A 21695-nucleotide genomic window follows, 5' to 3' on the forward strand; every position below is an offset into this window, starting at 1 on the left:
GACCGGCGTGGAACCGTCCGGTCCGGCAGCGCCGCTGCCCTGGCCCGGTGCGTCTTCCATCTCGAAGAACGGTGACGGCGGCGCGGCTGCCGGCTGCGGATCGACCGCAGGCTCTGCAAGGGATTCCCTGGCATTCACCGTCGCCGGGGACGGCGGGTCGGCGCTCTCTCCTTCACCGACCGCCGTCTCCCCGCCGACGTCCGCATCCTCGGCAAAGGCATCCGCCTCGCCCGGCGCGAGTTCGCTGGCCTGCAGGCCGAGCACGGACCACTGCCCGTCGTCGGCCGGAGTCTGCTCTTCGTCGATCACATGCAGGCCGGCTTCGAGCGCAGCTTCCAATGTGACCGGTTCCGCAAAACCCGGCGCAGCCATGTCATCCTGCAGGCTCGACAGCGTGCTGTCGAGTGGCAGTGCAGCAGCGTCATCACTCGCATCGAACCCTTCCACGTCATCCCATGACGTATTCAGGTCGATCGTTTCTGTGAACGCGGCGGCGTCCGCCGCCTCATCCGCATCACGGTCGTCGACCGGCAGCGCGCTGGCGTCCAGGTACGGCGACAGGTCGTCCGCGCCTGTCAGCGCAGCGTCTTCGGCCAGCGCGGGGGGCGCATCGGCGACCGCCGATGACACTTCCGCTGCGGATTCATCGGCAGCGAGCGCGACCGGCGGCAGCGTGGCTGCGGCCTCCTGTCCGGTACCGCCCAGCGACGGCCAGCCGGCGTCGAAGTAGCGCGAAAGGTCATCACTGGCCGTGAGCTCGGCCACGTCCAGTCCGTCCTTCGCCGGATCGGCTGCGGGCACGTCATGGGTGTCAGCAGGTGCACTGTCGATCCCGGCGTTGATTTCGGCGTCGATGTCGCTCTGCGCATCGGCAGGAAGCTGCGCGTCCACCTCGTGCGCAGGCTCTCCATCGGTCGCGAGCGCCTCTTCGTCATCCAGCCCCACCAGCGGCCAGCGCGCTTCCGGCAGTTCGCCGGCCAGGGCCTGCAGGCGCTGTACCAGCGCAGGCTGAGGCGCAATGCGCGGCTGCTCCGCCTGCAATGCTTCCATGGTCGCGGTAATGGCCTGCGCGGTCGCATCGAGCGCAGCAACACCGTCGTCGCCCGGCACCACATCGGCGGCCAGGGCCCGCTTGATATAGGATTCGGCGCCGCCCGTGACCGCCGTGATCTCCGGCACCTCGGTCATCGCGAAGGCGCCGTTCATGGTGTGCACGGCGCGCAGCAGCGCATCGCTCACCGGCTGTGGTGCCTGCTGCGCCGAGCGCAGCCACGCCTGCAGGGTTGCCTGGTGGACCTCCACCTCGGCTTCGAGGATCTCGCGCAGCACGCTGTCGATATTGGCCGGAGTCCCCTCGACCGCGGTCGCGCTCCCGGCGTCGGCTGTCGTCGCCACTTCCGCTTCGAGAATGCGGCTGATCTCGTCCTCGCCCTCTTCCGCCGCCGGCGCCTCCGGTGCGGGCGCCGCAGCCGGCAGCGGCACGTAGAACGTCTCTTCGCCTGCACCCACGCGATCGGCGACGGCCTGCATCGCCTGCAGATCGACACTGATGCGCTGGCCATGACGCAGTGCGTCGCTCAGCTGCGGCAAGGCGGCATGCGCGTGATCAACCATCGCCAGCACGGCCGGCGTGGCCGGACGGCTGCCGTCAAGCACACGGTTGAGCATGCCTTCGATCTTCCACGCGAACTCGCCCAGCGTCCGCGCACCGACCAGACGGCCGCTGCCCTTGAGGGTGTGGAAGATGCGGCGGATCGGCCGCAGCCGGTCCAGATTGTCCGGCTGCGCGTGCCATGCCAGCAGCAGCGTTCCGAGGTTGGCACGCTCGTCGTCGAACTCTTCCAGGAACACCTCGCGGATGTCCTCGTCGATGTTCTCCGCATCATCGTCGAAGCCGGCATCGAAGCCCGCTTCGGACGCAGCCGTGATCGCGACCGGCGCGTCGGCGGCCGATGGCATCGCCCGCGGGTTGAAGTCCTCCGCGGCGGCGCTCAGTTCAGCGAAGAACCGGGCATCGGCCTCGCTGAAATCGATCGGTGCGATGGTGTCGATCTCGATCAGGGCCACCGCCGGTGCTGCATCTGCGGCAGGCGATGCGTCCGCGGCGAGCGTGATCGGATCCGTTGGCTCCGCATCAACGCTGTCCAGCACCGGATGCAGGTCTGCGTCGTCTTCCAGCACCAGCGTTTCCATCGCATGCAAGGACAGCACGTCGTCGGCGTTGTCCAGTGCATCGGCGTCGAAACGGAATACGACTTCATCAGCCGCCACATCCGCGGCGCCATGCTCGGCGGCCACCGGATCGAATACCGGCGCCGACGTGATGTCCGGTGTACCGGCGGACGCGAACGCCACCGTGTTGTCGCCGGAGACCGACGGTGCATCCGCCATGTCGTCCACCTGGGACAGCGTCCACTGCGGCACCTCGGCCGGTACCGGATCGATCGTTTCGTCGCTGGCCAAGGCCGGCGCATGTGCATCATCCGCGTACCCGGCACCGACCTCCACAGCAGCCAGGTCCCATTGCGGCACGGCCGGGGCCGGTGCACTGGACGCGGCGAACACCAGCGAGCTACCGGCATCGGGCGTCGTCCCGGGTACCGCGACCGGTACCGACAACCCACCGAACATCAGCCCGTTGTCGGTCACTGGCGGTGCCAGCGGCGGATCGAAGACGAAGTCCGGCAGGGCGGCAGCCACACTGCCGGCGGCGGGCGCGGCCGTGCTCACATCGATGTCGACGTGGCCGGGCTGCAATGGCATCACCTGCAGGTCTACCGCCTCGCGCTCGACCGCTTGCACGCCCTGCGGCGCCTCGTCGATCGCGGCGCGCTCCGGCAGCGGCCAGTAGCGCAGCGCTTCCAGGCTGCTGCGGGTGATCTCCAGAATGTCCTCACGGCCCGGACGACGATCACGCAGGGCTTCGAGGTAGTACTCCAGGCTGGCCATGGCGTCGGCGAGCGTATCCAGCTGGCGCCCGCTGGGCACACGCTGGCGACCGATCAGCTCGGCGTCGATGTACTGCTGCACGCCGCGCAGGTAGTCGGCGGCAGTCCCCAGGTCGAGCATCCGCAGTGCACCGGCGACGTCGCCGAGCAGGCGCGGCACGTCCTGCAGTTCCGCGTGGTTCCAGCTGGTTTCGATGAACGCGACAAAGTGCTCGCGGGCCGCAGCGAAATTGGCGATGGCCTCGTGTGCCAGCACCTCGACGGTACGACGGTTTTCCACGGCGGCAGGGTCATCCTCGCCGCTGCCATCCGCACCCAGATGGGCAACCTGGTCATCCAGCGACGCATCGACGTAGAGCAGCGCGCCGGCGATGTCCAGCAACAGGTTCTCGTCGATCTGCTGGCGGCCCTCGACCACGCCGCGCAGCGCGTCGCGCTGCTGCACGACCACGCCGCGGGCCACGCCCAGGCCCATCATGCCCAGCGTATCGGCCACGGCCCCCAGTTCGTCGGCCTGCGTCTGCAGCTGTTCCGCTGCACCGCCGGTGCGCAGATGCAGGTCCAGCGCATCCTTGATGCGCAGCAGCTCTTCCTTCACCGCGCTGCCGACCGTATCGAGCAGTTCGCGGTTGCGCCCGCTCAGGCTGCCGCGAGCATGGTCGAGCTCGGCTTCGGTGGCGGTGACGCTGTCGGGAGCGAACGCGAACAGGACACTCTCGTTGATGCCGGCCGCACCGCGCGCGGCGCGGATGTCATTGAGCAGCGGCAGCAGCACGATCGGAATGTCGCGGTGGCCGTTCTGCAGGCGCTCCAGATAGTCGGGCAGCAACACGCTGCCGCGCATCAGCGTGGCGCAGGCCTCGTCGCGATCAGACGCCTGGCCGCTGCCGATCGCATGGGCGAGCTGCTCCAGCTCCTCGGCCACCATTGCCGGGGCGTACAGTTCGACCATGCGCAGGGTGCCCTGCACCTGGTGCAGGTGGCCGGCGCAGATACGCATGCGGCTGGCATCGGACGGATCCTCGGCGTAGTACTCGACCTCGTTGCGCACCTGGCGCAGGGTCTCGTCCAGCTCGGGCTTGACCCAACCCAGCGCTGCGTGGCTCATCGCATCGCGCAGAGTGCTCATTGACAGGCTCCGGTCGCCGCCGCGCGAAGGCCGCGCTGGATCTGGCGTGGGGAATGGAAATGCTTCATCGACGGGTTCCTTGCTCTTCGCCCTGCCCGCGTCACGCCGGCAGCTTGAAGTCGGCGACCGAACGACGCAGGTCGGCAGCCAGCTGCGCGAGGTGGCCGATCGACTCCGCGGTCTGTCCGGCACCCTGTGAAGTCTGGCCGGTGATCTGGCGGATCACGCCCATCGTGCGGGTGATGTCCGACGCGGCTGCGGACTGCTGCTGGGCCGCGATGGAGATGTTCTTGATGAGGGTGTTCAGTGCATTGGACACGCGCTCGATCTCGGTCAGTGCCGTACCGGCGTCTTCCGCCAGACGTGCACCAGACACCACTTCGGCGGTGGTCTGTTCCATCGAGGTGACGGCCTCGTTGGTGTCGGCCTGGATGGCCTGCACCAGGTTCTCGATACGGCGCGTGGCGCCCGATGTGCGCTCTGCCAGGCGCTGCACTTCGTCGGCCACGACCGCGAAACCGCGGCCCGCTTCGCCCGCCGACGCGGCCTGCACCGCTGCATTCAATGCCAGGATGTTGGTCTGTTCGGAAATGTCGTTGATCAGTTCCACGATCGAGCCGATCTCCTGCGACGACTCACCCAGGCGCTTGATGCGCTTGGAAGTTTCCTGGATCTGGTCGCGGATCTGGTCCATGCCCTGGATGGTCTCGCGGACCACGCCGGCACCCTCGGCGGCAATCACCACCGAGCGCTGTGCCACGTCGGCCGATTCGGCCGAGTTGCGCGAAACCTGCTCGATGCTCGCTGCGATTTCGCCGATGCGGTCCGAGGCCGAGGTGATCTGGTTGGCCTGGTGGCCGGCTGCTTCTGCGAGCTGCATGGCCGTCGCCTGGGTTTCCTGGGTGGACAGCGCGACCTTGGCCGAGGTGTCGTTGATGGTCGTCACCAGGTGGCGCAGCTCGTCGACGGCGTAGTTGATCGCGTCGGCGATGGCGCCGGTCATGTCCTCGGTCACCGACGCCTTGACGGTCAGGTCGCCCTCGCCCAGCGAGGAGATTTCGTCCAGCAGGCGCATGATTGCCTGCTGGTTGCGGCTGTTGAACTCCACCTGGGTCTGGTAGCGCAGCTCCTGCTCACGCGAGCGGCTGCGCACGTTGGTGGAGACGAAACCGATGATCGCGATCAGCGACAGCGCACCGGACGCTACACCGATCCAGAAGTTCGGAAACAGGCGGGTATCGGACACCGAGCCGAACGAAGAGAAGGCTTCGAACAGCTTGCGGCTGTCATCCAGCATGTGCGCCGAGCCCTGGCCCAGCGCGGTGGCCGCCGACTGCGCGGCGAACAGCTGGCGCGAGCTGGCCAGGATCGCGTCGGCATCGGCCTTCATCGCCTGCCACTGGGTGTGCGACTGCTCCAGCGCGGCCACGGCGGCCGGGCCACGCACTGCGGTGATGCCCAGTTCCTCGTTGCCGTTGCGCAGGCCGTCGAGCACCTGCGAGAACACGGTGATGTCACGCGCCAGTGCGTCGCCCGCGGCGGCCGCCGAAGAGCCGCCCGCACGCATTTCGGTGACCCGTCGGGCCATCGAGCCGGCCACCACGACCTGCTGCAGCGCGCTGTACACCTGCGCGGCCGGTGCACCCGAAGCCGACATCGCGCGCACCACCTCGTTCAGCTGCGCCTGCAGCCCCGGCACCGCGCCAGTGAAGTTGTTGGCATTGCCGGCCAGGGCCAGCACCGCCGGCTCGCTGGCGACCAGCTGCCCGGCCTGCTTGCCCAGCGGCGCCCAGGTTTCACCCAGCGTCGAGATCGCCCGCGACACGCCCGGTTCCTTGCCGTAGCGCCCCTGCAGCGTCGAGACATTCTGTTCGATCGCGTTGCGGGTGGCCTTGAAGGCGGTGAACGCCTGGGCATTGCCGCCCACCGCGTCACGCCCCTGGTTGGCCAGCTGCTGCGACAGCACCTGCAGGTCCGCGGCCTTGGAACCGGCATCGGCCAGGCGGCTGCCCTGCCAGGTCGCCACGCCGGTATTGACGCCGAACAGGATCATCGATGCCAGCAGCAGGGCCAGCCAGAGGTTGCTGCCGCCCAGCCGAAGCTTGCCGGTCTTGGTGGCGTCCGAAGCAGTACTCATCGTTCAACCTCGATCTTCAGTGCAGGGGGCGATGCCCGGCCTCAGGCCGCGGCTTGCCGGAATTCAGGAGTGCGCGACAGCAGCGAGAGCGAGAACACGCCCCAGTCCTGGCCGTCAGCATGGAAACCGCGCTCGACGAAGTGCCCGTAACGACCCTCGGCCAGGCTGCCGGCCTCGATCTGCTGGTCGGCTTCGAAGCTGCGCTGGCCGAACAGTTCGTCGATGGTCAGTGCGACGTCACCGCCGGCCTGGCGCATGATCAGCACGCGCTGCCCTTCCTGCTGCACGGTGCGTGTGCCTTCCAGGAAGTACTTCAGGTCGACCACCGGGAACAGGTTGCCGCGCAGGTTGCCCACGCCCAGCAGCCAGGGCTGCGCGCAGGGCACGGGCGTGACCGGCGGCATCGGCACGATCTCCACCACTTCGCGGAAATCGGACACCAGCCGGCGCTGGCCGACGCGGTAGCCGACGCCTCGCCACAGGTCCTGGACGAATTGCCGGCCCGGCAGCTGCACCGCATGGGCCAGGCTGCGCCGTTCGTAGGCTTCGAGAATGTCGAAAGGCGAGCGCATCAGGCCACCAGTTCGTTGATCCGCGCGATCAGTTCATCCTCGCGCGGCGGCTTGACGATGTAGTCGGCCGCACCCTGGCGCAGCCCCCACGCCTTGTCGGTCTCCATCGCCTTGGTACTGACGATGATGACCGGGATGTGCCGGGTCGCGGCGTCGCGGGCCATCGCCCGGGTGGCCTGGAAACCGCTCATGCCCGGCAGGACCACGTCCATCAGCACCAGCTGCGGCACCTGGTCGCGGACAAGCTGCAGGCCATCCTCGGCGTTGTCCGCTTCCAGCACCTCGTGGCCGGCACGGCGCAGCCACTGGGTGAACACCGCGCGGTCGGTCGGTGAATCCTCGATCAGGACGATACGAGCCATTGTGCCTTTCCCCCCTGGTCAGGCGTTGACGTATGTGCGGATGGCACCCAGCAGTTCTTCGCGCGTAAAAGGCTTGGTCAGGTACTGCTCCGACCCGACGATGCGCCCCCGCGCCTTGTCGAACAGGCCATCCTTGGACGACAGCATGATCACCGGGGTCGCCTTGAACAGCTGGTTTCCCTTGATCAGCGCGCAGGTCTGATAGCCATCCAGACGCGGCATCATGATGTCGACGAAGATGATCTGCGGCTGCTGGTCGGCAATCTTCGCCAGCGCTTCAAAGCCGTCGGTGGCGGTGACCACCTCGCAGCCTTCGCGCTTGAGCAGCGTTTCCGCAGTCCTGCGGATGGTCTTCGAATCATCGATGACCATCACCCGGAGTCCTGCGAGTTCCCCGCCCGCAGTCGTGTTTTCAGTCATTGCCTATCCCCAAGCGCACGGCCCGGTCTCAGGCGGGGGCCGCTACGAAAGCGTATCTATATCGCACTTTCCGCGCCCGCTTCAAGGCCGGCCCATCACGCGGGCCGTGCTACCGGGCTGAACGTGACGGGGTTCGCATACGGTGCGCGGCCCGGGGGACGGACGCAGCGTTGCATCGCCGCGGGGAGGCGCACGGCGGGCGTTGCCGCTACCATCAACGCCTTGCCTGACAGGTGCGCCCATGCCGTTGAACGTCATCGTGGTGATGGACCCCATCGCCCACATCAAGATCGCCAAGGACACCACCTTCGCCATGCTGCTGGAAGCCCAGCGCCGCGGCCATGCCCTGCACTACGTGCGGCCGGGCGGACTGGCCCTGGAAGGTGGCGTGGCGGTGGCCCAGACCGCCCCGCTGCGGGTCCGCGACGACCCCGCCGGCTGGTACGAGCTGGGCGGGTTCAGCCGGACCGAGTTCGGTCCCGGCCAGATCGTGCTGATGCGCAAGGATCCGCCGGTCGATGCCGAATACGTCTACGACACCCAGGTGCTGGACGTGGCCGCTGCGGCCGGCGCCTGCGTGGTCAACAATCCGCAGGGCCTGCGCGACTACAACGAAAAACTGGCCGCGCTGCTGTTCCCGCAGTGCTGTCCGCCGACCCTGGTCAGCCGCGACGCCAAGGCCTTGAAGGCCTTCGCACTGGAACATGGGCAGGCCGTGCTGAAGCCCCTGGATGGCATGGGAGGGCGCTCGATCTTCCGCAGCGGCCAGGGCGACCCGAACCTGAACGTGATTCTGGAAACGTTGACCGATGGCGGACGCAGGCTGGCGCTGGCACAGAAGTTCATCCCGGACATCAGTGCTGGCGACAAGCGCATCCTGCTGATTGACGGCGAGCCGGTCGACTACTGCCTGGCGCGCATTCCGCAGGGCGACGAGTTCCGCGGCAACCTGGCCGCTGGCGGGCGCGGCGAAGGCCGTCCGCTGAGCGAGCGCGACCGCTGGATCGCCGCGCAGGTGGGACCGGAAATGAAGCGCCGCGGCATGCGCTTCGTTGGCCTGGATGTGATCGGCGACTACCTGACCGAAGTCAACGTCACCAGCCCCACCTGCGTGCGCGAACTGGACGCGCAGTACGGCCTGAACATCGCCGGCACGCTGTTCGACGCGCTCGAGGCCGGCCTGCGCTGATGCCCGCCGCACCCGCCGTCCTGCCACCGCCGCCGCGCGAAGCGCAGCGGCTGGGTGCCACCCTCACCCTGTCGGTGCTGGTCCACGTCCTGCTGATCCTGGGGGTGGGTTTCGCCGTGAAGGGCGAGGCCCCACTGGTGCCCACGCTGGAAGTGATCTTCAGCCAGACCCGCACCGCGCTGACGCCGAAGCAGGCGGACTTCCTGGCCGCCGCCAGCCAGGAAGGCGGCGGTGACCACGACCGCGCGCAGCGTCCGCGCGACAACCAGGCCGGGATCGTGCCGCAGGCCCAGGCCGGGGTCAGCCCGGTGCCACAGCAGCAGCAATCCGCAGCGCCCGTGCCACCGCCGCAGGCCCGCGTGGTCAGCAGCCGCAATGGCCAGGACACGGTGGCACGTGCGCAGGCCCAGCCAACGCCACTGGAACCGGTGCCGGACGCACCGATGACCGCACGCGAGCAGCGCGATGCGGAGATGGCGCGGCTGGCGGCCGAGGTCCACCTGCGCTCGGCGCAGTACGCCAAGCGACCGAACCGCAAATTCGTCTCGGCCAGCACGCGCGAGTATGCCTATGCCAATTACCTGCGCGCCTGGGTCGACCGCGCCGAGCAGGTGGGCAACCTGAACTATCCGGACGAGGCACGGCAACGCCGTCTCGGCGGCCAGGTGGTCATCAGCGTTGGCGTGCGTCGCGATGGCAGTGTGGAAAGCAGCCGCATCCTGCGTTCAAGCGGAACACCGCTGCTGGATGAGGCCGCGCTGCGGGTGGTGACGCTGGCACAGCCGTTCCCGCCGCTGCCGCGTACCGAGGACGGAATCGACATCCTGCAGGTCACCCGCACGTGGGTGTTCCTGCCCGGCGGCGAACTGCGCGACGACCGGTAGGGGGGTGTTGCCCGGGCCTGCGGCCCGGGACCCGCTGAAGGCAACGGCAACAGCAACGTCAACAGCAAAAGCAAAAGCAAAAGCGGCGGTCAGTGTAGTGACGCCTGGCGGGGCGGTGCCGGGCGGCGGGGACGCCGCAAGTACGTCCGTGTAGGCTTAGCCGCGGCATCCATGCCGCGGATACCCCGCCACCCGACACCGCCCCGCCTCTGACAGATCCCGGCCTCTCTCAGCCGTTGGCCTTCGCCTTGGCCTCGCGCGCGGCCTGCTGCTCGACCAGGGTCAAGGCCACGTTGTCGCGCAGGTAGGCCGGTTCCACCCTCTCCGGCGCGATGCCCTCGCCACGTGCCAAGGCCGGCACCGCCAACGCCAGCACGTCCGATGCCCGCGGCAGCGCCGCGGCGTCGAACCCCCGCAGGCCCGCCCCCAGCTGCGTGACCAGCGCGCCCTCGGCCGCACCAAATCCAGTGCCGACACCGAACACCGACAGATCGTCCGGCAACGCTACTGCGGCCGGTGCGCACACCCGCTCTGCATCGCACGGCATCGGCAGGCCGTCCACGCGCTCGAAACACGCGACGTAGAGTTCGCCCATCCGTGCATCGATGGCCGACAGGATCTGCCTTTCTTCTGCCGGCGCACGCAGCGCCAGCACCTGCAGGGTCGATACCGGCAGCAGCGGACGGTCCAATGCCAGTGCGATGCCCTGGGCAAGGGCGATCGCCAGGCGCACCCCGGTGAAGGCACCCGGACCACGACTGAGTGCGATGCCATCGAGCTGGCGGCGGCTGATACCGGCCTCGGCCAGCAGCGCGTCGGCCCACGGCAGGCTCAGCTCGGCATGCCGGCGCGGGGCGATCTCGAAGCGTTCCAGGACCTGCCCGTCCACGTGCAGGGCAACGGAACAGGCTTCGGTGGCGGTTTCAAAGGCGAGCAGTTTCATCGGGTCGGATCAGAACAGGGGGAACGTGCCACCCGGGGCGGGGTGCGTGGCCGCCACAGGGACGTCCGGCGCTCCAGCATCGGTGGCGGGGTGCCATTGTGGCGCAAAGAAGGACTGCACATCGGCCAGACTGCGGGTACGGCGGAAAGGTGGCAGCGAGTCGAGGAAGACCCGGCCATAGCCACGGTTGAGCAGCCGCGGGTCGCACAGCACCAGCACGCCGCGATCGCTCTCACTGCGGATCAGCCGGCCGACGCCCTGCTTCAGCGCGATCACGGCCTGCGGCAGCTGCTCGTCGCGGAACGGATTGCCCCCCTGGCTGCGGATCGCCTCCAGCCGCGCCTCGTAGACCGGATCGTCCGGCGCGGCAAAGGGCAGCTTGTCGATCACCACGACGCTCAATGCTTCGCCGACCACGTCCACCCCTTCGCGGAAACTGGCCGAGCCCAGCAGCACGCCGTTGCCGGAGTCGCGGAACTGCTGCAGCAGCGTGGCGCGTGGCGCCTCGCCCTGCACGAACAGCGGCCACGGCCCATCGCGCAGCGCCTCGGCCGCTTCGCGCAGGGCCCGGTGCGAGGCGAACAGCAGGAATGCCCGGCCCTGCGAGGCCTGCAGCACCGGCCGCAGGACCTGGATGAGCGAGGTGCCGAACCCCCGCGCGGCGGGATCGGGCAGGCCTTCGGGCAGGTAGCACAGTGCCTGCTCGGGCCAGTTGAATGGACTGGACTGGACCAGTGTCTGCGGATCATCCAGGCCGAGCCGGCGGGCGATGTGATCGAAGCCACCGCCGACGGTCAGCGTCGCCGACGTGAAGATCCATGCGGCACGACTGCGCTCGCGATGCTCGCGCAGCGGACCGGACACATCCATCGGCGTACGCTGGCAGCGGAATCCGCGCGGGGTAAGTTCGTACCAGAGCACATCGGCGCTCGCCGCCTGCGCAGGGTCGGCATCGAAATCAAGCGCCGGTTCGTCATCGCCCAGCCAGCGCCCCAGACGCGATACCGCCTCGCGCGCACGTGCGTGGCAGGCATCGAGGCCTGCGGCGGCTTCGCGCAGCGGCTGCAGCGCCTGCTCCAGATTCACCAGACCGGTCATCACCGCATCAAAGCCATCGCGCACCTGCGGCATCGCCAGTGCGCGCCACTGCGTGCCACGGGATGGCAGGCCATCCATGGCCGAGCGCAGCGCACGCAGTGCCTCCTGCAGCTGATCGACCGGCGCCTGCAGCGCTGACTGTGCGCCACCGACACCGCGCGCCTCGGCCAGACAGTCCCGGCCCAGCTCCTGCCAGGGTCGCATGCCGAAGCCCTCACCGAAGAACTGCGCTGCCAGTTCAGGCAACTGGTGCGCCTCATCGATGACGAAGGCCTGTGCGCCCGGCAGCAGCTCTCCGAAGCCCTCCTGCTTCAGCGCAAGATCGGCCAGCAGAAGATGATGGTTGACCACCACCACGTCCGCAGCCTGAGCGCGTTGCCGCGCGCGCACCACGAAGCAGTCATCCCAGAACGGACACTCGGTGCCCAGGCAGTTGTCGACGGTGGAGGTAACCATCGGCAGCAAGGGTGAGTCATCGGCCAGGCCTTCCAGTTCCGCGATGTCGCCATGTTCGGAACGACCGGACCAGGCCAGGATGCGCTGGAACTGCGCCGCCTGCTCCGGGCTGGAGAAGCGTGGCTCGCCACGCGCCTGCTGCAGGCGGTAACGGCACAGGTAATTGCTACGCCCCTTCAGCAGCGCGCTGCGCAGGCCGACCCCCAGTGCCTGGCGCACGCGTGGCAGGTCGCGATGGTAGAGCTGGTCCTGCAGCGCGCGGGTACCGGTGGAAATGATCGTGCGCAGGCCGGACAGCAGCACCGGCACCAGGTAGGCGAACGTCTTGCCGGTACCGGTGCCGGCCTCGGCCAGCAGCAGGTCGCGCTGCTGCAGCGCATCGGCGATGGCCTCGGTCAGGCGCAGCTGTGCCGGACGCGGGACGAAGGCATCCAGGTGCGAGGCAAGCGCGCCGCCTGCGCTGAGTGCTTCGCGGCTGGCGTGGACAAGGTCGGACATCAGACGGAAAGGATACCGGGCCGGGCGCTGCCCGGCACCCGTTTGTAGCGTCGAGCTTGCTCGACTGAACTGGAAGGGGTCAGAGCCGTTTCCTTTCGGAAAACGGCTCTGACCCCATCGCGAGCGCGCGACCGGCTTCTGATCTTTCTGTTCTCGCCCGCGGCCCGCGCGGCGTGTGACGCGCCCGATGGAGGGGAATACCTCAGTACCGCTTGATGCCCGGTACCGTGCACCCTTCCAGCTGTGCATGCGCCGACACCGCGTTCTCCTTCTCCCCGCGCGCCAGCCGTGACTGCTCGATCGTCGCCCAGTGGCGCCGGCACAGCGGCCCGGTCTTCGACCCCAGATCGATGGCCTTGCGCGCGAACGTCTCCGCCTCCGACCACTTGCCCTGCAGCAGGGCGATTTCGGCCCGCTCCTGCAGCACTGCGGGGTCTGCGGCGACGATCTGCAGCGCCTGGTCCAGGCTGGCGGCGGCGGCCGGCAGATCGTTGGCCTGGCGCTGCGTCAGCGCGGTCTGGCGCAGATCCTCAACCTGTGGATCGCGCAGCGGCTGCACCGACAGTTCCTTGTCATCCGGTCCCGCCGCCGCTTCGACCGCAGCCAGGCGTTGCACCGGCGTGGTGGTAGCGGCGACCGGCTTGACCACCGGCGGCGCGCTGCTGACACAGGCGGCCAGCACCACGGTGAGGCCGGCCAGGGTGAGCGGATGCAGGAAAGTTCGAAGCGTCATCGGATTCATCGACTCGGAGGAGGAGTGGTCGCCGCCGGCGCGGCTGCGGGTTCTTCCGCCGGTTCCGGCTTGCGATCCAGGCCGAACCAGCTGCGCCAGCCTCCGCCTTCGCTGCCGGCGCCGTCCTGGGCTTCGGGCGAAACCGCCGGCGCGCAGGGCGCATACGCCGGCGCATAGCCGACCACGAACGGGAAGCGCCGCGCGCCCGGACAGCCCTCATCGGTACTGTTGGTGCCGCTGGCGGCGATCGGCTGCCAGTCCAGCCCCTTGTTGCTGACCCGCAGCGGCGCGCTCGGCAGGCGCTGGAAGATGCCCGACCACACGCGCATCGCACCGGTGGCGCCATACAGCCCGGCCTGCTCGTTCTGGTCGTTGCCCATCCAGATCACCGCCAGGTGGTCGCCGGTGTAGCCGGCATACCAGCTGTCGCGGCCATCATTGGTGGTACCGGTCTTGCCGGCCGGCTGCAGGCGGCCCAGGCCGTCTGCGTTGAGGCGCTGCGCGGTGCCGCTGGCAACCACCTGCTGCAGGCCGATGCTGATCAGGTTGGCCGCGATCGAATCGCCTTCCTGTGCCGGCGCAGGCGACTTGTCATAGCGCTTGAGCAGCTTGCCCTGCGGATCAAGCACGCCACGCACCGCGTGCAACGGCTGGATCTCGCCGCCCGAGGCCAGGAACTGGTACAGCTGCGCCATCGCATACGGGCTCTGGTCGGTCGAGCCGAGAATCACGGCCGGATTCGGTTCGGCCTTGATGCCGGCCAGCACGTGGATCAGCTGGGTCACACGCTCTGGACCGACCTGCATGCCGACCCGCACCGTGGCCTGGTTGTAGGAATTGGCCAGCGCATCGATCAGCCGCACGGTGCCATGGCTGCGGTTGTCCGCATTGCCCGGGCTCCAGTTGCGGCCACGGCTCAACTGGACGGTCACCGGCGAATCGTCAACCCAGCTCGCCAGCGAGTAGCGGTCTGGCTGGGCCAGCGCCAGCAGGTACACGAACGGCTTGAGCAGCGAGCCGACCGGGCGCTGCGCCTCGATGGCGCGGTTGAAGCCGACCTCGGAGACCTCGCGGCTGCCGATCACTGCCAGCACGTCGCCGTTATGCACGTCGGTCAGCACCATGCCGGCCTGCAGCTCGGGACGGCGCTTGCTCTCCAGCGACTTGATGGTACGGGTCACAGCGCCTTCGGCGTAGGCCTGCGCGGACGGCGACATGCCGGTCATGACGCTCAGGCCCGCGCCCTGCAGTGCGGACTCGGGATAATCGTGGCCGAGCTGGCGACGGACCAGATCGACATAGGCCGGGAAGCGGTTGGCGGCGACCAGGCCCGGTGTCTTCGGCACCCCCAGCGGAGCCTTCAGCGCCCGCTGGTATTCGGCATCGTCGATCAGCGCCGCTTCGCGCAGCTTGCCCAGCACGAAGTTGCGACGATCCAGCGCGCGTTCCGGGTTGCGTCGCGGGTCGTAGTAGGACGGGCCCTTGACCAGGCCGATCAACAGCGCGATGTGCTCGGTTTCCAGCGACGACAGGTCGCGGCCGAACCAGAATTCGGCGCCGGAGGACATGCCATGGATCGCCTGGCTGCCGCGCTGGCCCAGGTACACCTGGTTCAGATACGCCTCGAAAACGGTGCGCTTGTCGTAACGCGCTTCCATGATCAACGCATACAGCACTTCATTGAACTTGCGGGTGAGGGTCTGCTCCTTGCCGATGCCGAGCAGGCCGCTGCGGGCCAGCTGCTGGGTCAGCGTGGACGCACCCTGCCGGCTCTGCCCGCCGGAACGGACGGTCACCCAGACCGCACGGGCGATGCCCGACAGGTCGATGCCGTGATGGCGGTTGAAGTCCTTGTCCTCCACCGCCTGCAAGCCGGTCACCAGCAGGTCCGGCGCCTCGTCCATGCGGATCAGGCGACGCTCTTCCTGCTTCTGGCCGTACAGCGTGGCGATGCGTGCCGGATCCAGGCGGGCGGCCTTGAGCGCCTTGCGGCTGTCGGCATCGCGCAGCGACGCGACGGTGCCGCCAGCGAGCGACAGCTCGACGCGACGTGCGGCCACCCGGCCATCGACGTCGGCGTAGCCACGGCTGGCAATGACGAAGCGGCCACCCTTCACCGCGTAGGTGGCCGGCTCCCTGCCTTCGCCGTCATCGCGGTAGGCGGACGCGGCCAGTTCGGTCTTCAGGGTCGCCGCATCCATCGCCTTGCCGGGCGTCAGCACCAGCGGGCGGGCGTAGACACGGGTCGGGATCTGCCAGCGCAGCTCTCCGAAACGCTGGGTCACCTGCTGGTTGAGGTACAGGGTGTACGGGATCAGGAAACCCAGTCCCAGTGCGACCGCTGCCATGCTCCAGGTGATCAGCCTGCGTCGCCAGGGCGAGCTGCCGCCCTCCTGGTCGTCGTCGTCGAAATCGTCGTGGTCGTCGGAATCGTAGCGTCGGGGCACGGGAAAAGCATGGCAGGGGCGTCAGCGGAGTCTACCCCAGCCCTTTCCCCAAGACAGGTTCGATCGGTCGTCCGTTCAGCGATGGCCCGGCGGCAGCGGACCGGCCCGGCCGCGGATGCCGTCCCACAGCCCCTTCAACATGAACCGCAACCGAATCCAGCGCGGCGCCAGGAACAGCCCGTTGCCCACCAGCTTCAGCAGCAGGCGTGGCACGTCCTGCGCGATCCAGACCCGCGGCGTATAGGCGCGCCCGTAGAGCAGCACGCGGTTGCGCATGATGAAATACAGGCGGAACGGCTTGTGCACGATCACGCCGTCCGGCTTCGCCCGCGACGGCAGCAGTTCCTCGCCGATGCTGTGGCTCATCTGCGCATCGCAGATTCCGTACAGCGCGTGGCCACTGCGTTTGGCGCGGAAGCACCAGTCCATGTCCAGGTTGTCGATGAACAGGCTTTCGTCCATCGCACCGAGGTCACGCAGCGCGGACATCGGCACCAGCGATCCGGACGTGATGAGGAAGTCGCAGGAGATGCGCTGGCCCGGGCCGCCACGCAGCTTGTGGTTGAAGGGGAAGCCGAAGCGGACGAACGGGGCGAGCATGCCGCTGCGTGCGTCGCGGAACTGCGGTCCCACCGCAGCGATCCGCTCATTGCCCGCCAGCTCGACCAGCGCGGTGCCCAGCACGTCGACCATGCCTGGCTCCAGCACACTGTCCTGGTCCATCAGCAGCACGTAGTCGAACCCCAATGACTGCGCCTGCTCATACGACCGGTTCAGCGCACTGCCGAGCCCGACGTTGTGCGGCGAGGCCAGCAGGCTGATACCGGGCGCCGCGCCCAGCAGCGCTTCCACATCCACACCACGGCTGCCGTTGTCGAACACCACCAGATGCCCGACCTGCTGCAGCACGCTGTCGACCACCCGCCGCAGCAACTCCGGATCGGGGCCATAGGTGACGATCACGGCGCAGACGCGGTGCGCGTCGAAGGCAGCACGCGCTGCCGGCATCTGCGAAGTCATTGGATTCCCTGCACGAGGTCGCTGGCCGCCGAACGCAGGCCGTTGGAAAAACGATGATAGCGGCCACTGCCCAGCTCACGGGCGATGTGCAGCATGCGGGACGGCAGCCGGGTTGGCGCGCAGGCCCGTGCCTCGGCATGGCGCAGGCGCTGGTCCAGTGTCGCCAACTGTGCGGCATCCAGTGCCGGCCGGCCCAGCCGCACCTGCTCCTGCAACGAGCGCAGGCGGGCCAACGCCGCCGCGAGGTAGGTGCGGCGCGCGGAACCACTGCCCACGGCCCGCTCCAGCAGCCCGCGCTGGCGCGCGCCCACCTGGTTGTCGCCATGCTGCCGGTAGTCGGTGGTGATCGCTTCGATGCAGTCCAGTCCACCGCTTGCCGCCGCCACCAGCGCCAGCCATTCGTCGTGGATCCAGCCCTTGGCCACCGGCAGCGCCTGCGTGATCAGGCCACGCCGCAGCGCGGTCACGGCGCCGGTCACCAGATTGCGGCCCATCAGCAGCTCGAAGCCTTCACCGCGGTGTTCACGGTCCAGGTCGCGGCGGCTGATCGACAGCGCCTGGAACAGGGTCGCCGGCAGCGGCCGGCCCTGCGCATCGACCAGCCGTGCATCGCTGTGCAGCAGTTGTACCGTGGGCCGCGCGGCGAACGCCTGCAGGAAGGTGGCGACCTTGTCCGCATGCCACACATCGTCCTGGTCGCACAGGAAGACGATGTCGCCGCTGCAGGCCGACAACGCGGTTTCGAAATTGCGCACGTAACCGACGTTCTGCTCCTGCTGCCGCAGCACCACCTCGATGCCGGCCGCACGCAGCGCTTCAGCCTCGTGCAGGAGCACGGCCCACGTACCATCGGCAGAAGCATCGTCGACCATCACCACCTGTGTCGGCAGTACGCTCTGCGCGGCGATACTGCGCAGTTGGGCGGCGACATGGCGCTCACCCTGCCAGGTACACAAGGCAACGGAGACGGTGGGTGCGACGCTGGACATGTTCTGGGGAGCGGCCGGAGCGGCTGGACTATACCCGACTGGCACCACCGGCACGAATGGTCGTCGCATCAGCGCGGCTGCGGCTCGCCACCTGCGCGCCGCAGCCGTTCCTCGAATGGCGGCAGTTCGGCCAGGTCCGGTTGCAGCCGCCGCGCCTGCTCGGCGGCATGCGCGGCAAATGCCAGATCGCCGCTTCCCAGCCGTTCGCTGCCGATCGCCAGCCAGCGCTGGGCCAGGCGCAGCCGTGCGGTCGGCAACCCGGCGTCGGTCGGCGCCAGCGTCTGCCACGCCTGCAGACAGGCGCCGGCGGCCTGCACCCGGTTCTGCCGCAGGTTGTCGTCGAAGCACTGGCGGCTGGCCGGCAGCAGCCGCGTGGCAGCCGCTTTCACGCGGGTGTCGCGTGGGGCCAGCGACTGCGCTTCGCGCAGCGCATCGAAGGCACTGTGCCCGGGCGGACTGATCCATTGCCCTGCACGCTCGGCGCGTTCGACCTGGCGCAGGTGATCACGCAGCAGACGCTCACGCTGGCTGTTGCTGATCGACGGCTGCTGCAGGGCCTGCTGCGCCTGCCGTGCACGCTGCAGGCGCTGCTCGAGCTGCTGCCTGGCCGCTGCCGAGGCACCCAGCGACGCTGCCAATGCGGCATCGCGCTGTGCCGCCTCGAACTGGAAGTCATCGGCCCGCTTCTGGCTGCGTGCGAGGACCGCCTGCAGTGTCTGCTCCCGGCCGCGCTGGGCACTGGGATCGTCGGCCGCCACCGCCAGGACCGCCTGGAAGCCCGCCGCCGCCGCTTCCAGCTGCTGTCGTTTCAACGCACGCTGCGCCTGCCGCAATCGCTGATCCATCGCCTGCGCCAATGCTTCCTGGCTGGCCGGCAGGTCGGCGTGCCCGGCATCGAACTGACGTGCCCGCTGCACCACCGCGGCCGCGTCGGCCAGATCACCTCGCGCGGCCAGGGCACGCGCCTGCTGCAGCAGGTCACTCAGTGCATCCTCGCGACCTTCCAGCGCCGATAGGTTGTCCGGCTGCAGGGCCAGAATGCGCTGGAACATCGGCAGGGCGCTGCTGTCGCCGTCATCCAGGCGCCCAGCGGCGAGTGCGTTGCGCGCCTGCGCAAGCATCGCGCCAATCCCTGCCCCGGCCGTGCGACGTGCCTGCAGCTGGCGCGCCAGCGCATCGGTCTGGCTCTGCGGCACCTGCAGCTCGCGTGCCAGCGCCAAGGCCTGCGCACTGGCGTCCAGTTCCCCGGCCTGCAGCCGGTCCCGCGCCTGCTGCAACGCAGCGGCACCGGTCCGTGCCAGGCCCTCGCGCGCCTGCGGGCGATCGCCGTCGAGCGCAAGCGCGGCCTGGTAGCGCTCGCGCGCACCACTGCCATCGGTGGCGGTCAGCCGTCCCGCCGCCAGCGCACGATCACCTTCGGCCAGCAGCTGTTCGATCTGCGGTTCGTCCCAGAACCAGTCCGCCAGCGGCTTGCGCAGCAGCACCAGCAGCACGAACACCGCCATCGCCGCCACCAGCGCCCAGCGCCAGACCCGGCGCGCATGCCGCGCCTGCAGCCACCACCAACGGCCTTCACGGCGGACGCGGTCCAGCGCAGGATGATCGGCGCCGTGAGGGCGATGAGGAGGCTCGCGTTCCATGCGTGCAGGGTAGCCGGGGTGGCGTGAAGCTCAGCCGAGGCGACGTGCCTCGCTGACACCGGGCAAGGCATCGAGCTTGCCCAGCAGCGTCGACAGCTGGCCGTAATCGCTCACCTTCAGCCGCAGGCGCAGGTGGGCGCGGCCGCTGTTGCGCACGTTGTCGCTGTGGATGTCGAGCACGTAGGCGTCTTCCTGGGCGATCAGGTTGGTGATGTCCTTCAGCAGCCAGCGGCGATCGACCGCATCGACCACCACGTCCACTTCGTAACCGCCGCCCGCCTGCCCCCATTCCACCGGCAGAATGCGTTGCGGGCTGGCCGCGGCAAGGCGGGCCAGCGCTGCACAGTCTGCGCGATGCACCGTGACACCGCGGCTACGGGTCAGGTAGCCGACGATGGGTTCGCCCGCCACCGGCTGGCAGCAGCGTGCCAGCTGCACCAGCAGGTTGCCCACGCCCTGTACGGTGAACTTGGACTTGCCCAGGTTCTCGCGCCGTGCGGTCGGGCGTGGCAGGGTCGGCGGCGGCGCTGGCTGGCTGGCCGCACGTTCGGCCTCCAGCAGCGCGCGGCTGATCTGGTTGGGGCCGGTATCGCCCAGCGCCACCTGGATGTACAGGTCGTCGACGCTGTCGGCATGGAACTTCTTCGCCGCGGCCGCCAGATCCGAATGCTGCAGCCCGAGCCGCTTGAGCTCGCGCTCCAGCAGTTCGCGGCCGGCCTGCACGTTGCGCGCGCGGTCAAGCTTGTGGAACCAGCTGCGTACCTTCTCGCGCGAGCGGTTGCTGGCCAGGAAGCCGTTGGCCGGTATCAGCCAGTCGCGGCGCGGATCGGCCTCCTTGCCGGTAAGGATCTCCACCCGGTCGCCGCTGCGCAGGCGGTAGGTCAACGGCACGATGCGGCCGTTCACCTTGGCGCCGCGGCAGCGGTGTCCCACCATGGTGTGCACCTGGTAGGCGAAGTCCAGTGGCGTGGCCCCCTGCGGCAGATCCAGCACTTCGTCCTTCGGGCTCAGCGCATAGACGCGGTCCTCGGTGAGCTCCGCATCCAGTGCCCCGGCCAGTTCATTGCCCTGCCCGTCCTGCGCCTGCTCCAGCAGCTGGCGCATCCAGGTGATCTTGCGGTCGAAGGACTTTTCGGCGCCCTTGCCACCTTCCTTGTACTTCCAGTGCGCAGCCACGCCCAGTTCGGCCTGCGCATGCATCTCGTGGGTGCGGATCTGCACTTCGATGGTGCGCCCTTCCGGGCCGACGACGGCGGTGTGCAGCGAACGGTAGTCGTTGGCCTTGGGTCGGGCGATGTAATCATCGAACTCGCTCGGCACCGGCGCCCACAGCGCGTGCACCACGCCCAGCACGGCGTAGCAGGCCGCGACGTCGTCGACCATCACCCGCACCGCACGGATGTCATACAGCTGGTCGAACGCCAGCCGCTTCTTCTGCATCTTCCGCCAGATGCTGTAGATGTGCTTCGGCCGCCCGCTGACCTCGGCCTTGATGCCCTGGGCCGACAGTTCGCGCGAGAGCACCTTCTTGACGTTCTCGACGTAACGCTCGCGGGCGATGCGCGTTTCATCCACCTCGCGGGCGATGCGTCGGTAGGTGTCCGGCTCCAGATGGCGGAACGCCAGGTCTTCCAGCTCCCACTTCAGCTGCCAGATGCCCAGGCGGTTGGCCAGCGGGGCATGGATGTCGCGGGTCAGCTGGGCCAGCGCGCGGCGCTGCTCCTCCTCCAGCCTGTCGGCCGCGCGCATGCGCGCCAGCTGCCGCGCCAGCAGGATCGGCACCACCCGCAGGTCGCGGATGATCGCCAGCAGCAGCCGGCGCAGGCCCTCACTGTTGCGTCCTGCCTCGCGACCGGCGTGCAGCGCCCATACCGGGTCGGCCGCGTCCTGGCCGTCGAGCAGGCCGATCACCGCCGCCCGGTGGCTGCCAAGCGGCAACTGCTCCAGGTGGGCGCGCAGGCCGGGCAGGTCGAACAGCAGGGCCGCGACCACCGCGCCTTCGTCCGCCGAGAGCATTGACAGGGCATCGAGGGTGTCGCCCAGCACCGACCAGCTGGCGCGCATCTGCGTGTCAGTCCCGGCAGCTTCCCAGTACTCGCGCAGGGCCTGGCGCAGCGGAGCGGGCAGCACCGCTGCCGAGGGACGGTTCAACAAGGCATCCAGGCCGGGGACGGAAGCGCGGTTCACAGCATCGAGCAGGCAAGACAGAGGCCCCTACACTAGCGCCGGC

General features: G+C 68.9%; 14 protein-coding genes and 1 pseudogene. 2 read left to right on the plus strand and 13 right to left on the minus strand.

What is annotated here, in order from left to right; all coding sequences use genetic code 11:
* Positions 1-39: 39 nt before the first annotated feature.
* The 5 genes and pseudogenes from AC5P5M_RS03285 to pilG form a co-directional block, all read right to left on the minus strand.
* Positions 40-4077, minus strand: a pseudogene (locus AC5P5M_RS03285) (Hpt domain-containing protein); the annotation flags it as partial.
* Between the two features lie 100 nt (positions 4078-4177).
* Positions 4178-6214 carry a methyl-accepting chemotaxis protein gene (locus AC5P5M_RS03290; protein WP_053518921.1) on the minus strand — a complete coding sequence of 679 codons (2037 nt, stop codon included), beginning with the start codon at positions 6212-6214 and terminating at the stop codon, positions 4178-4180.
* A 41-nt stretch (positions 6215-6255) separates the two neighbouring features.
* The gene (locus tag AC5P5M_RS03295; protein ID WP_053518924.1) at positions 6256-6786 is read right to left on the minus strand and encodes a chemotaxis protein CheW; all 531 of its coding nucleotides are present in this window, start codon (positions 6784-6786) and stop codon (positions 6256-6258) included.
* Positions 6786-7148 (minus strand): response regulator, encoded by a 363-nt coding sequence (locus AC5P5M_RS03300; protein WP_053518925.1) that lies wholly within the window; start codon positions 7146-7148, stop codon positions 6786-6788. The genes AC5P5M_RS03295 and AC5P5M_RS03300 overlap by 1 nt, the downstream gene beginning before the upstream one ends.
* Positions 7149-7166: 18 nt before the next feature.
* Positions 7167-7568: a twitching motility response regulator PilG gene (gene pilG, locus AC5P5M_RS03305; protein ID WP_005418455.1), complete on the minus strand. Its 402-nt coding sequence runs from the start codon at positions 7566-7568 to the stop codon at positions 7167-7169.
* A gap of 241 nt (positions 7569-7809) precedes the next feature.
* On the opposite strand from pilG, the gene gshB reads away from it, so the two are divergent.
* Entirely contained in the window at positions 7810-8757 is a 948-nt protein-coding gene (gene gshB / locus AC5P5M_RS03310; RefSeq protein ID WP_053518927.1) for a glutathione synthase, read from the plus strand.
* Positions 8757-9641, plus strand: coding sequence for an energy transducer TonB (locus AC5P5M_RS03315; protein ID WP_053518928.1), 885 nt, complete (start codon positions 8757-8759; stop codon positions 9639-9641). The genes gshB and AC5P5M_RS03315 overlap by 1 nt, the downstream gene beginning before the upstream one ends.
* A gap of 229 nt (positions 9642-9870) precedes the next feature.
* Here the strand turns inward: AC5P5M_RS03315 and tsaB are convergent, their stop codons facing one another.
* From tsaB to AC5P5M_RS03355, 8 genes are all read right to left on the minus strand, one after another.
* Positions 9871-10584 carry a tRNA (adenosine(37)-N6)-threonylcarbamoyltransferase complex dimerization subunit type 1 TsaB gene (tsaB, locus tag AC5P5M_RS03320; protein ID WP_253118624.1) on the minus strand — a complete coding sequence of 238 codons (714 nt, stop codon included), beginning with the start codon at positions 10582-10584 and terminating at the stop codon, positions 9871-9873.
* Between the two features lie 9 nt (positions 10585-10593).
* Complete coding sequence (gene yoaA / locus AC5P5M_RS03325; protein WP_253118623.1) at positions 10594-12636, minus strand: DNA repair helicase YoaA; 2043 nt, start codon at positions 12634-12636, stop codon at positions 10594-10596.
* A gap of 202 nt (positions 12637-12838) precedes the next feature.
* On the minus strand, positions 12839-13378 hold the full coding sequence (locus AC5P5M_RS03330; RefSeq protein WP_065174783.1) for a hypothetical protein: 540 nt from the start codon (positions 13376-13378) through the stop codon (positions 12839-12841).
* Positions 13375-15816, minus strand: coding sequence for a penicillin-binding protein 1B (mrcB, locus tag AC5P5M_RS03335; RefSeq protein ID WP_495205555.1), 2442 nt, complete (start codon positions 15814-15816; stop codon positions 13375-13377). The genes AC5P5M_RS03330 and mrcB overlap by 4 nt, the downstream gene beginning before the upstream one ends.
* A gap of 75 nt (positions 15817-15891) precedes the next feature.
* Entirely contained in the window at positions 15892-16836 is a 945-nt protein-coding gene (locus AC5P5M_RS03340) for a glycosyltransferase family 2 protein (protein WP_253118622.1), read from the minus strand.
* Positions 16833-17825, minus strand: coding sequence for a glycosyltransferase (locus AC5P5M_RS03345; RefSeq protein ID WP_180876590.1), 993 nt, complete (start codon positions 17823-17825; stop codon positions 16833-16835). The genes AC5P5M_RS03340 and AC5P5M_RS03345 overlap by 4 nt, the downstream gene beginning before the upstream one ends.
* A gap of 68 nt (positions 17826-17893) precedes the next feature.
* Complete coding sequence (locus tag AC5P5M_RS03350) at positions 17894-19465, minus strand: hypothetical protein (protein WP_180876588.1); 1572 nt, start codon at positions 19463-19465, stop codon at positions 17894-17896.
* 30 nt (positions 19466-19495) lie between these two features.
* The gene (locus AC5P5M_RS03355) at positions 19496-21652 is read right to left on the minus strand and encodes a bifunctional (p)ppGpp synthetase/guanosine-3',5'-bis(diphosphate) 3'-pyrophosphohydrolase (RefSeq protein ID WP_053518941.1); all 2157 of its coding nucleotides are present in this window, start codon (positions 21650-21652) and stop codon (positions 19496-19498) included.
* Between the last annotated feature and the right edge of the window lie 43 nt (positions 21653-21695).

It is taken from the genome of Stenotrophomonas sp. YJH_SMC_106-19, from assembly GCF_059368375.1.

Excerpts from the sequence above, each read along its gene's own strand:
- yoaA (WP_253118623.1), bottom strand. The coding sequence starts at position 12,636 with ATGTCCGACCTTGTCCACGCCAGCCGCGAAGCACTCAGCGCAGGCGGC.
- tsaB (WP_253118624.1), bottom strand. The coding sequence starts at position 10,584 with ATGAAACTGCTCGCCTTTGAAACCGCCACCGAAGCCTGTTCCGTTGCC.
- AC5P5M_RS03300 (WP_053518925.1), bottom strand. The coding sequence starts at position 7,148 with ATGGCTCGTATCGTCCTGATCGAGGATTCACCGACCGACCGCGCGGTG.
- AC5P5M_RS03295 (WP_053518924.1), bottom strand. The coding sequence starts at position 6,786 with ATGCGCTCGCCTTTCGACATTCTCGAAGCCTACGAACGGCGCAGCCTG.
- AC5P5M_RS03345 (WP_180876590.1), bottom strand. The coding sequence starts at position 17,825 with ATGTCCAGCGTCGCACCCACCGTCTCCGTTGCCTTGTGTACCTGGCAG.
- AC5P5M_RS03315 (WP_053518928.1), top strand. The coding sequence starts at position 8,757 with ATGCCCGCCGCACCCGCCGTCCTGCCACCGCCGCCGCGCGAAGCGCAG.
- pilG (WP_005418455.1), bottom strand. The coding sequence starts at position 7,568 with ATGACTGAAAACACGACTGCGGGCGGGGAACTCGCAGGACTCCGGGTG.
- AC5P5M_RS03340 (WP_253118622.1), bottom strand. The coding sequence starts at position 16,836 with ATGACTTCGCAGATGCCGGCAGCGCGTGCTGCCTTCGACGCGCACCGC.
- AC5P5M_RS03350 (WP_180876588.1), bottom strand. The coding sequence starts at position 19,465 with ATGGAACGCGAGCCTCCTCATCGCCCTCACGGCGCCGATCATCCTGCG.
- AC5P5M_RS03330 (WP_065174783.1), bottom strand. The coding sequence starts at position 13,378 with ATGAATCCGATGACGCTTCGAACTTTCCTGCATCCGCTCACCCTGGCC.
- AC5P5M_RS03290 (WP_053518921.1), bottom strand. The coding sequence starts at position 6,214 with ATGAGTACTGCTTCGGACGCCACCAAGACCGGCAAGCTTCGGCTGGGC.
- gshB (WP_053518927.1), top strand. The coding sequence starts at position 7,810 with ATGCCGTTGAACGTCATCGTGGTGATGGACCCCATCGCCCACATCAAG.